The sequence below is a fragment of the Agromyces sp. NPDC029043 genome (assembly GCF_055564615.1).
Window position 1 is genome coordinate 157,594 of sequence record NZ_JBVHVX010000003.1, and the last position, 13,123, is coordinate 170,716.

A 13,123-nucleotide genomic window follows, 5' to 3' on the forward strand; every position below is an offset into this window, starting at 1 on the left:
GCTCACGCCTCCTGCGCGTCGCGCTGCTGCGCGGCGATCGCCCGGTCGACGCCGGCGAGGCTCTCGACCACGAGGCGGCGCAGCGCGGGCGGGGCGTCGGGGTGGGCGTCGAGCCATCCGCGGCTCGATCGGGCCAGTGCGGCGTTCGCAAGCGGCGACGGGTAGAGGCCGTCGACGAGCTTCTCGGCGATCGCGTAGCTGCGCTCCTCCCAGATGCGCTCGAGCAGGCCGAAGTAGCGCTCGACGAACGCCTCGAGCAGCGTCGGGTCGGCGGCGCGCAGGAACCCGGCGGCGGTGTCGCGCACGATCGAGTTCGACGCCGTGTCGACGTCGACGATCGACGCCCAGGCACGCTCCTTCGCCTCGAGCGTGGGGATCGCGGCACGAGCCTTCGCGGCGGCCTCGCGGCCGGTGACGGTGTCGTCGGTGGCCAGGCGCGCGTCGATCTCCTCGTCGCCGGCGCGGCCGGCCGCGGCCAGCGCGACGAGCAGCTCCCAGCCGAGGTCGGTGTCGACGGCGAGGCCGTCGAGCGACAGGTCGCCGTTGTAGAGCGCGAGGAGGTCGTCCTGGCGGGTGCCGTGCTCGGCGATCGCGGCGAACGACTTCACGAACTGGAACTGCGCGTCGCTTCCCGGCTCGGCCTGGCCCGAGAGCTCCCAGAACGCGTCGGCCAGTCGGCGGAGGGCGTCGGCGCGGCGGGCCGGGTCGACGTAGGCGCTCGCGGCGAGGATCGCGTTCGCGAGCACGATGCGCAGCGTCGTCGACTCGGTCTCACTGGCGATGTTGCCCAGCACGAGCGCGAGGTAATCGCTCGCACGCGTCTCGGCGTCGCGCGTGGCATCCCACACCGACCCCCACACGAGCGCGCGCGCCAGCGAGTCGTCGATCTCGGACAGGTTCGCGAGCGCCACGCCGTGCGAGGCCGCGTCGAGGCGGATCTTCGCGTACGCCAGGTCGTCGTCGTTGAGCAGCACGAGGTCGGGCCGGGTGAGGCCGACGAGCTCGGCCACCTCGGTGCGCTCCCCGTCGACGTCGAGCTCGACGCGCCGGTCGCGCACGAGCTTGCCCTCCTGCAGGGTGTAGAACCCGATCGCGAGGCGATGCGGGCGAATCGTCGGATGCTCCTCGACCGCGGTCTGCAGCACCGCGAACGCCGTGATGCGGCCCTCGTCGTCGGTCTCGAACTCGGGACGCAGCGTGTTCACGCCGGCGGTCTCGAGCCAGAGCCCGGACCAGTCGGAGAGGTCGCGGCCGCTGGCGGCCTCGAGCTCGGCGAGCAGGTCGGCCAGGGTCGTGTTGCCCCATGCGTGCTTCCGGAAGTACGCCGAGACGCCGGCGAAGAACGCGTCGACGCCGACCCACGCCGCGAGCTGCTTGAGCACCGAGCCGCCCTTGGCGTACGTGATGCCGTCGAAGTTGACGAGCACGTCTTCCAGGTCGCGGATCTCGGCGACGATGGGGTGCGTCGACGGCAGCTGGTCCTGGCGGTAGGCCCAGCTCTTCTCCATCGCGTTGAACGTGGTCCATGCGCCGTGCCACTCGGTGGCCTCGGCGGTCGCGATGGTCGAGGCCCACTCGGCGAACGACTCGTTCAGCCAGAGGTCGTTCCACCACTTCATCGTGACGAGGTCGCCGAACCACATGTGGGCGAGTTCGTGCAGGATCGTGACGACGCGGCGCTCCTTCACCGCATCCGTCACCTTCGAACGGAACACGTAGAACTCGGTGAAGGTGACCGCGCCCGCATTCTCCATCGCGCCCGCGTTGTACTCGGGCACGAACAGCTGGTCGTACTTGGCGAACGGGTACGGCACGCCGAACTTCGCCTCGAAGTACTCGAAGCCCTGCTTGGTCTTCTCGAAGATGTAGTCGGCGTCGAGGTACTCGGACAGGCTCTTGCGGGCGAACACCCCGAGCGGGATCACGCGGCCGTCGGCGCTCGTGAGCTCGTCGCGCACGACGTCGTACGGGCCCGCGATGAGCGCGGTGATGTAGCTCGAGATGCGCGGGGTCGGCTCGAACGACCACGTCTTCGCGCCCTCGTGGGCGTCGATCGGCTCGGGCGTCGGCGAGTTCGACACGACCTGCCAGTGCGCCGGCGCGGTGACCGTGAACCGGAACGCCGCCTTGAGGTCGGGCTGCTCGAACACCGCGTACATGCGGCGCGAGTCGGGCACCTCGAACTGCGTGTAGAGGTACACCTCGTCGTCGACCGGGTCGACGAACCGGTGCAGGCCCTCGCCCGTGTGCATGTACCGGCCGTCGGCGACGACCGTCAGCTCGTTCTCGCCCTTCAGGTTCGGCAGCCGGACGCGCACGCCGTCGCTCACCTCGGCCGGGTCGAGCGACTCGCCGTTCAGCGTCACCGAGTGCACGGCCGCCGTGATCGCGTCGATGAACGTCGACGCGCCCTCGCGGGCGGCGAACCGCACGGTCGTCTCGGAGCGGAACACCTCCGGACCCGTCGTGACGTCGAGGCGGACGTCGTAGTCGTGCACCGTGACGAGCGCGGCACGCTCCTCGGCTTCGATGCGGGTGAGGTTCTCTCCAGGCACTCGGGTCTCCATGCGATCGGCGGCGAACGGATGCGTCGGCCCGCGTTCGTGGCGCGGGCAACCCGATCAGCCTAGCCCCGCGTCATCCGGCTCGGGAGGGGGTCGGCGCTCCCTAGACTTGCCCCATGCGCATCCACATCGCGACCGATCACGCCGGCCTCGAGTTCAGCCGGACGCTGCAGGCGCACCTGGCCAACGGCGGCCACGAGGTGGTCGACCACGGGCCCACCGAGTACGACCCGCTCGACGACTACCCGGCCTTCTGCATCAACGCGGCGCTCGCCGTGGCGCGCGACCAGGCCGCGGGCGTCCGCACGCTGGGCGTGGTGTTCGGCGGCTCGGGCAACGGCGAGCAGATCGCCGCGAACAAGGTGGCCGGCATCCGCGCCGCACTCGTCTGGAGCATGGACACCGCGATCCTCGCGCGCCAGCACAACGACGCGAACGTCATCTCGATCGGCGCGCGACAGCACACGGTCGAAGAGGCCATCCGCTACATCGACGCCTTCATCGCCGAGCCGTTCTCGGGCGACGAGCGGCATGCGCGGCGCATCGCGCAGCTCGCCGAGTACGAGAGCACTGGCGACATCGCGGGCAAGGGCGTCGATGTCGAGGCGCCGGCCGAGGCCCCAGCAGGGGAGTAGGCGCCGGTGCCCGAGGGCCATTCCGTCCACCGCATCACCCGGCAGTTCGAGCGCAACTTCGTCGGCCACGTCGTGCGCGCCTCGAGCCCGCAGGGCCGGTTCGCCGAGGGCGCGGCCGATCTCGACGGGCGGCGCATGACGGATGCGCGCGCCGTCGGCAAGCAGATGTTCCTCGGCTTCGAGGGCGACCGGTGGCTGCGCGTGCACCTCGGCATGTACGGGGCGTGGGACTTCGCGGGCGACATCCTGATGGATGCCACGATCGCGTCGTCGAACGGCCGAATGGGCCAGACGAACCAGAAGGGCACCTTCCTCGGCGGCCCCAACCCCGACGCGGTCGTGCACGACACCGCCGGCGAGAACTCGCTCCGTTCGATCGGGGCACCGCGGCGCGCACGACTGCGCATGTCGGAGTCCGAACGCGAGCAGGACGGCGTCGAGGCCTTCCCGCCCGAGCCGGTCGGGCAGGTGCGCGTGCGCCTGCTCACCGAGACGGTCGTGGCCGACCTGCGCGGCCCGACCGCGTGCGAGGTGCTCGACCCCGCGCAGGTCGAGGCGGTGGTCGGCAGGCTCGGCCCCGATCCGCTCATCGACGACGGCGCCGCCGCCGAGGAGCGCTTCACGAGCGTCGTGCGCCGCAAGCCCACGCCCATCGGCCTGCTCCTGATGGACCAGAACGTCGTCTCGGGCATCGGCAACGTCTACCGCGCCGAGCTGCTGTTCCGCGCGAGGCAGAACCCGCACACGCCCGGCAGGCTCGTGCCCGAGGAGCACGTCCGGCACCTCTGGCGCGACTGGGCGACGCTGCTGCGCATCGGCGTCGAGACGGGCCAGATGATGACCATGGACGACCTCGACGACGAGGCGTGGCGCGCGGCGATGGCGAATCGCGCCGACCGGCACTGGGTGTACAAGCGCGAGGGACTTCCGTGCCGCGTGTGCGGCACGAACATCGTCATGGAGGAGATGGGCGCCCGCAAGCTGTACTGGTGCCCCTACTGCCAGGCCTAGGAACGGAAGCGGCATGAGACAGAACCCGAGCTTCACGCTGGCGAGCGAGGAGGGCGTCAAGCGTCTGATCCGCGAGCACCCGTGGGCGACGATCGTGAGCATGACGGATGCCGCGGGACTCGTGGCCTCCCACTACCCGGTGCTGCTCGACGAGACGGCCGACGGCATCGTGCTGCTGACGCACGTCGGCCGCCCCGACGAGCAGGTGCACGAGCTCGGGCGACACGAGGTGCTCGTCATCGTGCAGGGACCGCACGGCTACATCTCGCCGGGCTGGTACGACGCGAACCCCGCCGTGCCGACGTGGAACTTCGTGACCGCGCACCTCCACGGCACGCCCGAGCTGCTCGAACCCGACGAGAACCTGCGGGTGCTCGAGGCGCTCGTCGACCACTTCGAGCAGCGGATGCCCGAGCCGCGCGGCATGCGCTCCACTCCCGAGAACGCGGCGTACGCCGAGCGCATCTCGGCGGGCACCGTCGGGTTGCGCATCCCCGTCACCCGCTTCGTCGCGAAGAACAAGATGAGCCAGAACCGTCCGGCCGAGACCGTCGACCGCATCATCGCCGAGCTCGAGGGCGACGGCCCGTACGCGAGCCCCGCGCTCGCCGCCGAGATGCGGCGCACGCACGACGCCCTGCGGGCGGCACGCGGGTGAGCGGGTCGGATGGCGCGGCGCCGGCCGCCGCGCTCGTGCTCGCCGGCGTCCGCCTTCCCGGCGGCGACGCTCCCGTCGACGTGCACGTCGAGGGCGGGGTCGTGCGCGCGATCGCGCCGCCGGCCTCGCCTGCCGCGGCATCCGGAACCGAGCGCATCGACCTCGACGGCCGGTGGATCGTTCCGGGCCTCTGGGACCGGCACGTGCACATGGCGCAGTGGGCGATGGCCGCGCGCCGGATCGACCTCGCCGACGTGTCGTCGGCGGCGCACGCCGCGGAGCTCGTCGCCGCCGCGGTGCGGGGCGGCGCCGCCGAGGTGATCGGCATGGGCTACCGCGACGGGCTCTGGCCCGACCGGCAGCGCATCGACCTGCTCGATTCGGCGACGGGCGACGTACCCGTCGTGCTGGTCTCGGGCGACCTGCACTCGTGCTGGGTCAACTCGGCCGCGGCGCGTCGGCACGGCCTGCTCGACCGGGCAGGGGCGAGCGGCGTGCTCCGCGAGGACGACTGCTTCCGCCTCGTGCGCGAACTCGACGACGTCGCCGACGAGGTGCTCGACGCGTGGGTCGCCGACGCCGCTCGCGCCGCCGCGGCTCGCGGCGTCGTCGGGGTGGTCGACTACGAGATGCGCTGGAACCGCGACGACTGGGCGCGTCGCGCCGCCGGCGGGTTCGACGCGCTGCGCGTGCGCTTCGGCGTCTACACCCAGCACCTGGAGCGCGCGGCCGAGGCCGGGCTCCGCACGGGCGAGCCGCTTCCGCACACCGGCGGGCTCGTGCGCGTCGGCGGCTACAAGGTCATCACCGACGGGTCGCTCAACACCCGCACCGCCTGGTGCGTCGACCCCTACCCGGGCCTCGCAGCCGACGAACACCCGTACGGCGTCGCCAACGTGCCGTACGACGAGCTCGTGCCGCACCTGCGCCGCGCCGGCGAGATCGGCCTCGACCCCGCCGTGCACGCCATCGGCGACCGTGCCAACGAGCGCGCACTCGACGCCCTCGAGGCGGTGCTGCCGAGCGGATGGCGCGGCCGGGCGGCGATCGAGCACGCGCAACTGCTCCGCCGCGACGACGTCGCCCGGTTCGCCCGGCTCGGCGTCGTCGCGAGCGTGCAACCCGAGCACGCCATGGACGACCGCGACATCGCCGAACGGTATTGGGCCGGCCGCACCGATCGGGCCTTCATGCTCCGCGACCTCGCCGAGGCGGGCGTCCAGCTCGCCCTCGGCTCCGACGCGCCCGTCGCGAAGCTCGACCCCTGGATCGCGATCGCCGCCGCCGTCGGCCGCACGCGCGACGGCCGCGAGCCGTGGCATCCGGAGCAGGCCGTCGACGCCCGCATCGCGCTCGCCGCCTCGACCGACGGCGCCGGGGCCGAGGTTCGGGAGGGACTCGCTGCCGATCTCGCCGTGGTCGAACGCGACCCGCTCGCAGCTTCCGCCGACGAGCTGCGCCGGATGCCCGTGGCGCTCACGCTCCTCGGCGGCCGCGCGACGCACGACGCCCGCTGAGGGCGAGCGGTCCTTCCGGCCGACCCCCGCCGGATCGGGGGCAGACCCCCGTTCCGATCGGGCTGCCCACCGGCTGGGGCGGGGACGCCGGCGCCGGAAGGCTCGAGGCATGATCACCGAACCACGCCACGAGCGTCGCGATCGCGCCGCCGTCCGACGTCCCCGCGCAACGGCGGTCGCGCTCGGCGTCATCGCCTCCGGCGCGCTCGTCGCCGTCGCGTTCGCCGGGTGCGGCCTCGCCGGTCCGGCCCGCGTCGACACCGTCGGCGAGGTCGACTTCGACACGCCGCTGCCCGTGCCGCCGCTCGCCGACTCGACCGTCGACGCCGACGGCACGCGCGTCTTCGCACTCGAGGCGCAGGCCGGAACGACCGAGTTCGCGCCGGGAGTCGGGAGCGACACGTGGGGCTTCAACGGCTCCTACCTCGGCCCGACGCTCGTCGCCGAGCGGGGGGAGCGCATGCGCGTCGACGTCGCGAACGCCCTCGACGAGCCCACCACCGTGCACTGGCACGGCATGCACCTGCCCGCCGAGATGGACGGTGGGCCCCACCAGATGGTCGAGCCGGGCGACCTGTGGTCGCCCGAATGGACCGTCGATCAGCCCGCCGCGACACTCTGGTACCACCCGCATCCGCACGGCGACACCGAGGAGCACGTCGCCCGCGGTCTCGCCGGCCTCGTCCTCGTACGGGACGATGCGGAGGCGGCGCTGCCGCTCCCGCGCGAGTACGGCGTGGACGACCTGCCGGTGATCGTGCAGGATGCCGCGTTCACCGACGACGGCCGCCTCGAGACCGCGGCGCAGGCCTTCGCCGGACGGCTCGGCGACGAGCTGCTCGTGAACGGCGTTCGCGGCCCGCACGCCGACGTCCGCGACGAGCTCGTGCGCTTGCGGCTGCTCAACGCGTCGACCGCGCGCAGCTACGCGTTCGGATGGAGCGACGGCCGGCCGATCGAGCTCATCGCGACCGACGGCGGCCTGCTCGAGGCATCCGTCGAACTCGACCGGGTCATGCTGTCGCCCGGCGAGCGGGCCGAAGTGCTCGTGCGGATGACGCCGGGCGGTCGCGTCACGCTGCAGTCGGTCATGACGCCCGAGGCATCCGGCCTGCAACCGGTGATCGCCGGGATGAACGGCGGAGTCGACGCGTTCGACGTGCTCGAGCTGCGCGCCGCCGACGTGCTGGACCCTGCGCCCACCCTGCCCGACCGGCTCGCCGACGTGCCGCCGGTCGCGACCGACGGCATCGCGACGACGCGGACCTTCACGCTCGACGGCTTCCAGATCGACGGCGAGCCGATGCGCCTGGACCGCATCGACCACATCGTCGAGGTCGGCACGACCGAGCGCTGGGTCGTGGAGAACGTCAGCGAGATGCCCCACAGCTTCCATGTGCACGACGTGCAGTTCCGCGTCGCGTCGATCGACGGCGCCCCGCCGCCGCCCGAGCTCGCCGGCTGGAAGGACACGATCTTCGCCCGGCCCGAGACCAGGTACGAGCTGATCCTGGGGTTCGACGACTTCGCCGACCCGGACACGCCGTACATGTACCACTGCCACCTGCTGTGGCACGAGGACCAGGGGATGATGGGCCAGTTCGCCGTCGTCGAACCCGGTCAGCGTGCGACGATGACCGAGGAGACGAACGACCATGACCACCACTGACGCGATGAGCGCGGGCGCGGCCCGCCCGACCGAACCAGTGACCGAGGCCACCCGGCCACGCCGACGCGGGTACGGCGGCCTCTGGGCCGCGGTGCCGCGCGAGCTCGGCTACCTGCTCCTCGGCTTCCCGATCGCGATCGTGGGGTTCACGGTGCTCGTCACCCTGTTCTCGACGGGCGCGAGCCTGCTCGTGATCGTCGTCGGCCTCGTGTTCGTGGTGGCCGCGCTCTACACGGCGCGCGGATTCGGCACGCTGGAGCTCGTGCGCCTCGGCTGGGCGGGGCGCCCCGAGATCCGCCGGCCGAACTGGGAGGCGGCGTCGCCCGCCGGCGAGGGGCCCTGGCGGGCGTTCTTCGCGCCATTCGTCGACGGCCACTACTGGCTGTACCTGCTGCACGGCATGATCGTCGCGCCCATTGTGACGCTGTTCAGCTGGACCGTCACGGTCGTGTGGCTCGCGGTCGGGCTCGGCGGGGTCACGTACTGGTTCTGGGCGATGTTCCTTCCCGTCGGCGGCCGCGACGTCTTCCCGCTCGAGTGGGTGCTCGACCGCATCTGGCCGGGCGGCTCGGCGGCCGTCGACGTCGATCCGATGGTCGTCGAGTCGATCGCCCAGCTCGTGCTCGGAGCCGTCTTCCTGCTGACGCTTCCGCTCGTGACGGCCGGGCTCACCTGGATCCATGACCAGGTCGGGCGCGGCATGCTCGGCGCATGGCGTTCGGAGGCGCTCGAGCGCCAGGTGCAGCAGCTCGCGGCTTCCCGCGGTGCGGCCGTGCAGGCCGAGGACGCCGCGCTGCGCCGCCTCGAGCGGGACATCCACGACGGCCCCCAGCAGCGGCTCGTGCGACTGCAGATGGACCTCGCCGCGATCGAGCGCAAGCTCGATGCCGACCCCGACGCGGCGCGCGTGCTGCTCGGCGAGGCGCGCGACCAGGCGCGGGACACGCTCGACGAGCTGCGGGCGCTCTCGCGTGGCTTCGCGCCGCCCCTTCTGCAGGACCGCGGCCTCGCGAGCGCGCTCGAGTCGCTCGCCGGCCGGAGCCCCGTGCCGGTCATCCTCGAGCTCGAGGTGCCGACCGACGACGGGCTGCCCGCCGCGATCGAGCGGAACGCCTACTTCATCGCCGCCGAGCTGCTCACCAACGCCGTGAAGCACTCGGGCGCGACCGCCATCCGGCTCCGGCTCGCGACGCGCGACACCGGCGCGTCGGGTCACTGGCTCGACCTCTGGGTCACCGACAACGGTCACGGCGGCGCAGCGCCGGTGGCCGGGCACGGGCTCGCCGGCCTCGACGAGCGCGTCCGCGGCCTCGGCGGGATGCTCGTCGTGGAGAGCCCGGCCGGCGGCCCCACCGTGATCGGCGCTCACTTCCCCTACGTCCCGGCCGCTAGGGTGGGCGCGTGACCGACCAGTCAGCGCCCCCGGTTCGCGTCGTGCTCGCCGAGGACTCGATGCTGCTGCGCGAGGGGCTCGTGCGCCTCTTCGACGAGGCGGGCTTCGAGACGGTCGGCGCCTACGGCGATGCCGATGCCCTGCTGGCCGACCTCGAGCGGGCGGCGCCCGATGTCGCGGTGCTCGACGTGCGCATGCCGCCGACGTTCCGCGACGAGGGCGTCCGCGCTGCGATCGAGCTCCGACGCCGCGCGCCGGGTCTCGGGGTGCTGCTGCTCAGCCAGTACGTCGAGGGCACGTACGCGCATGAGCTGCTCTCGTCGGCGGAGGGCGGGATGGGCTACCTCTTGAAGGATCGCGTCGCCTCGCTGGAAGATCTGCAGGACGCCGTGCTGCGCGTCCGCGACGGCGGCACCGTGCTCGACCCGCAGGTCGTGCGCGAGCTGCTCTCCCGGCGTGGCGACCCGCTCGCGGCGCTCACGCCGCGCGAGCGCGAGGTGCTCGAGCTCATGGCCGAGGGTCGCACCAATGCCGGGATCGCGTCCCAGCTGTTCATCGGCGTCGGCGCAGTCGAGAAGAACGTCACCTCGATCTTCCAGAAGCTCGGGCTCGAGGACTCCGGCACCGACCATCGGCGGGTGCTCGCCGTGCTCGCCTGGCTCCGGCGATAGGGCGGCGGATCGACCGCGCCACGCCGACGCCGGACCGGCCTACGCGGTCGGCGGCGTGCGGCGGTACGGCGTGTGCTGGCGCCACGCGCGCCGGTACAGCCGGTAGCCGCGCCGCAGCATCCACGTGAACGCCGCCACGCCGGCGACGACGCCCACCGCCACCGAGACCCACACGGGAGCGTCGAACGCGGACGCGACGCCGCCCGCGAACAGGCCGGCGACCGCCGACTCCACGACCGTGATGATCATCATGGAACTGCCGAGGATCTGCGTCCTCGGCCGGGGGAAGAACGCGTGGTACGTGACATCCGCTCCCGGCATGTCGTCGAACGGCGACGTCATGAGATACGGCGCGAGCCCCGGGTCGAGGTCGAGGTACGCGGCGCGGAGCCGGTTCATCGCGAGGACGTACATGAGGTCCTCGGTCGCCGTGTTGTAGGCGCGCAGCATCGTGATCAGGCCGAGCAGGAGCAGCAGGAACAGGACGCCGAGGGCCGCCGCCCCGAACCATCCGCGGAACTCGGTCGCATTGCCGAGGATGCCCAGACCGATGAGTCCCGCCGACACCACCGTGAGGAAGATCGCGATGCGGGTGAGCACCTCGCCCTGGGTGGTGCTGCGCGACGCGAGCAGGCTCCAGTGCTCGGTCGCGAGCAGCTGGGCGCGGAGCGCTCGCTGCGCATCGGTGAGCCGCCCGGCGCCCGGTGCGTCGCCGGATGCCGGCGGGGACGGGTCGGGCCCGGGCGCATCCGCCATACCGGCATTGTGCACCCGGGCCCGTGGCCGCCGCAGCAATCGGGCGGCGAGGCGGTCCCCGCTACTTCACGCTCACGTGCGCGGCGAGGAACCAGCGGTCCTTGTCGAGGCCGCGCCGGATCTCGATCGCGACGTCCTGGCTGGTGGGGTCGAGCTCCTCAAGGCCCTCGATCGCCGCGTTGACCTTCTCGGTCGCGACATCGATCTGCGCGACGACGTCGGCGATGGTCTCGTCGGACTGCTTGAAGCCCGCCGACGGGTTCACGGCGTCGCTCTCCTTCGCGATGGTCGCCAGCCGCGCGTCGATCGGCAGCCCGAGCGCGACGACCCGCTCGGCGGCGAGATCGGCCCACTCCTGTGCGTGCTCGACGACGACGTCGAGGAACTCGTGCACCTCGAGGAAGTCGCGGCCCCGCACGTTCCAGTGCGCCTGCTTGCCGTTGAGGGCGAGCGCGGTGAGCTCGTGGACCATCGGGGTGAAGAACTGCGAGACCCCCGAGGCGACCTCGGGGTCCGCACCCTTCATCGGCGCCTTGGGCTTGCGCGACGCGGTCTTGGATGCCGTCTTGGAGTCGGTCATGTGGTCCCCTTCCACTCGATGACGTGACGGTGCCACGCTACGCCGCCCGACCCGGGCGGCGCGGCGTTTCCCGCCGGATTCGCAGGGGGTTGACCTCGTGCCGTGATCGACTCAGTCGCGCGAGGGTCGCGGATGGTGCGTGCCGCGGTGGATCTCGACGACTCGGGCGACGCCGGGCGACTCGGGGTCGTCGGTGATCTCGCGGTCGGCCATGAACTGGCGGATGACGTGGGCGAGTTCGCCGGGATGGCTGAAGTTGATCGCGTGCGCCGCGCCGCGGATGCCGACCAGGAGCACGTGCGAGTCGGTCATCGCCGCGACCTGGTGCACCCGGCTGGGCGGCGGCATCAGCGGATCGCGATCGCCGATCACCACCAGCGTCGGGATCTGCAGTTCGAGCAACCGGTCGAGCGACGGGTACTGAGTCAGCGCGCGGAACATCTTGAGCGTGCTCGGCACGCCGAAGCGGAGGTAGTCGGGGGCGGCGACCCCGACCATCCGGGTGGGCTCGCGCGGACCGTCGCGCGTGAGCTGTGCGATCGCGCGGCGGAGCGGCTGGTTGTACATGCCGCCGGCCGGTGAGACGAGCACCGCGCGTTCGAGGCGCTCGGGATGGAGGCGGGCGAATTCCGTGATGACCGGGCACCCCATCGAGTTCCCGACCAGGGTCGCCTTCTCGACCCCGCGGTCGTCGAGGAACCTCGCAGCCGCGCGCGCGAGGTCGGGGACGTCGAGCCCGTTCGCGGCGCCCTGGCTCCGGCCGAACCCCGGGAGATCGGGGACGAGGGTATGGAACTCGTCTGCCAGCAGCTCCGCGGTGGGGAGCAGGTAGCGGCCTGACAGGCCGAACCCGTGCACGTGCATCATCGTCGGGGCATCGGGCGGGTTGGGGGACTCGCGGTAGAACACCTCGAGACCGTCGACCTCGGTCCAGCGCCCGGCCAAGCGAGACTCCGGCTTGCTCGGGTGCATGCGTGAACGATGGCGTGACCCGGATCGCGTGTTCGAGCCGGAGGTCATGCGCCCCACTCCCTGCGAGGTCCGGACGGTGCGGCGGCCGGCCCGGGCCGTCGCTGGGTCCATTCGACGATCAGGCCGCACAGCGCCAGCGCCCCGGCGATGAGCGCACCGCGCCAGTATGGCGCGGCCACCCAGGCGCCATATGCGGCGGCGCCGAACGAGAGCACGAAGGCCACCGTCGCCACCGAGAATGAGGCCCGCGCATTGAAGAAGACGAGCGTGCCGGCCAGCATCACGGCCGCGCCACCGACGATCGCGAGCGAGGCGGCGATGATCGGCGGTTCGGGGCCTGCGAGCAGCGCCGTGCCGAGGGCGACCTGGATCAGGCCGCCGAGCCACGCCAGGTCGGCGATGAGCCGCGTCCGTTCCGACCGTGTTGCACCCATGACGAACCCCCTCGAGGCCACGGTGCCAGCTGGTGCGACCAGCGTACTCCGGAAGCGCGACGACAGGCCCCGGCCGACGAGGAGCGATCCGGTCGAATCGAGCGGGGGCCGGCGCGGCATTCATCGCGGAAAAAGCCCGGTCAGCCGGCAGATCTTCGGAGGGGATGACGGGAATCGAACCCGCACCATCAGTTTGGAAGACTGAGGCTCTGCCATTGAGCTACATCCCCGAGCACCCTCGCGGGCACCCGATCATCGTAGTA

12 protein-coding genes and 1 tRNA gene are annotated in these 13,123 nt (G+C 72.2%); 7 read left to right on the forward strand and 6 right to left on the reverse strand.

Annotated features, from left to right (window positions below):
- Positions 1 to 2: 2 nt before the first annotated feature.
- Positions 3 to 2,555, reverse strand: a complete 2,553-nt coding sequence (pepN, locus tag ACZ4TW_RS06055) for an aminopeptidase N (RefSeq protein ID WP_465541156.1) — start codon at positions 2,553 to 2,555, stop codon at positions 3 to 5.
- Positions 2,556 to 2,680: 125 nt separating this feature from the next.
- Here pepN and ACZ4TW_RS06060 point away from each other — a divergent pair, with 125 nt between their 5' ends.
- From ACZ4TW_RS06060 to ACZ4TW_RS06090, 7 genes are all read left to right on the forward strand, one after another.
- On the forward strand, positions 2,681 to 3,199 hold the full coding sequence (locus ACZ4TW_RS06060) for a ribose-5-phosphate isomerase (protein WP_465541158.1): 519 nt from the start codon (positions 2,681 to 2,683) through the stop codon (positions 3,197 to 3,199).
- Between the two features lie 6 nt (positions 3,200 to 3,205).
- A complete protein-coding gene (locus ACZ4TW_RS06065; RefSeq protein WP_465541160.1) occupies positions 3,206 to 4,210 on the forward strand; it encodes an Fpg/Nei family DNA glycosylase in 1,005 nt (334 codons plus the stop codon).
- A 13-nt stretch (positions 4,211 to 4,223) separates the two neighbouring features.
- Positions 4,224 to 4,868, forward strand: coding sequence for an FMN-binding negative transcriptional regulator (locus tag ACZ4TW_RS06070; protein ID WP_465541162.1), 645 nt, complete (start codon positions 4,224 to 4,226; stop codon positions 4,866 to 4,868).
- The gene (locus ACZ4TW_RS06075) at positions 4,865 to 6,385 is read left to right on the forward strand and encodes an amidohydrolase (RefSeq protein ID WP_465541163.1); all 1,521 of its coding nucleotides are present in this window, start codon (positions 4,865 to 4,867) and stop codon (positions 6,383 to 6,385) included. Before ACZ4TW_RS06070 ends, ACZ4TW_RS06075 begins: the two co-directional genes overlap by 4 nt.
- A gap of 109 nt (positions 6,386 to 6,494) precedes the next feature.
- Positions 6,495 to 8,054, forward strand: a complete 1,560-nt coding sequence (locus ACZ4TW_RS06080; RefSeq protein WP_465541165.1) for a multicopper oxidase family protein — start codon at positions 6,495 to 6,497, stop codon at positions 8,052 to 8,054.
- Positions 8,041 to 9,459: a sensor histidine kinase gene (locus ACZ4TW_RS06085; protein ID WP_465541167.1), complete on the forward strand. Its 1,419-nt coding sequence runs from the start codon at positions 8,041 to 8,043 to the stop codon at positions 9,457 to 9,459. Before ACZ4TW_RS06080 ends, ACZ4TW_RS06085 begins: the two co-directional genes overlap by 14 nt.
- The gene (locus ACZ4TW_RS06090; protein WP_465541169.1) at positions 9,456 to 10,118 is read left to right on the forward strand and encodes a response regulator; all 663 of its coding nucleotides are present in this window, start codon (positions 9,456 to 9,458) and stop codon (positions 10,116 to 10,118) included. Before ACZ4TW_RS06085 ends, ACZ4TW_RS06090 begins: the two co-directional genes overlap by 4 nt.
- Positions 10,119 to 10,157: 39 nt before the next feature.
- Here ACZ4TW_RS06090 and ACZ4TW_RS06095 read toward each other — a convergent pair whose 3' ends face one another.
- From ACZ4TW_RS06095 to ACZ4TW_RS06115, 5 genes are all read right to left on the reverse strand, one after another.
- Positions 10,158 to 10,874, reverse strand: coding sequence for a hypothetical protein (locus tag ACZ4TW_RS06095; protein WP_465541171.1), 717 nt, complete (start codon positions 10,872 to 10,874; stop codon positions 10,158 to 10,160).
- Positions 10,875 to 10,935: 61 nt separating this feature from the next.
- A complete protein-coding gene (locus ACZ4TW_RS06100; protein WP_465541173.1) occupies positions 10,936 to 11,454 on the reverse strand; it encodes a Dps family protein in 519 nt (172 codons plus the stop codon).
- 111 nt (positions 11,455 to 11,565) lie between these two features.
- Complete coding sequence (locus ACZ4TW_RS06105) at positions 11,566 to 12,426, reverse strand: alpha/beta fold hydrolase (RefSeq protein ID WP_465541175.1); 861 nt, start codon at positions 12,424 to 12,426, stop codon at positions 11,566 to 11,568.
- Between the two features lie 44 nt (positions 12,427 to 12,470).
- Positions 12,471 to 12,860 (reverse strand): hypothetical protein, encoded by a 390-nt coding sequence (locus ACZ4TW_RS06110; RefSeq protein ID WP_465541177.1) that lies wholly within the window; start codon positions 12,858 to 12,860, stop codon positions 12,471 to 12,473.
- 159 nt (positions 12,861 to 13,019) lie between these two features.
- A tRNA-Gly gene (locus tag ACZ4TW_RS06115) sits at positions 13,020 to 13,090 on the reverse strand.
- Positions 13,091 to 13,123 lie beyond the last annotated feature (33 nt).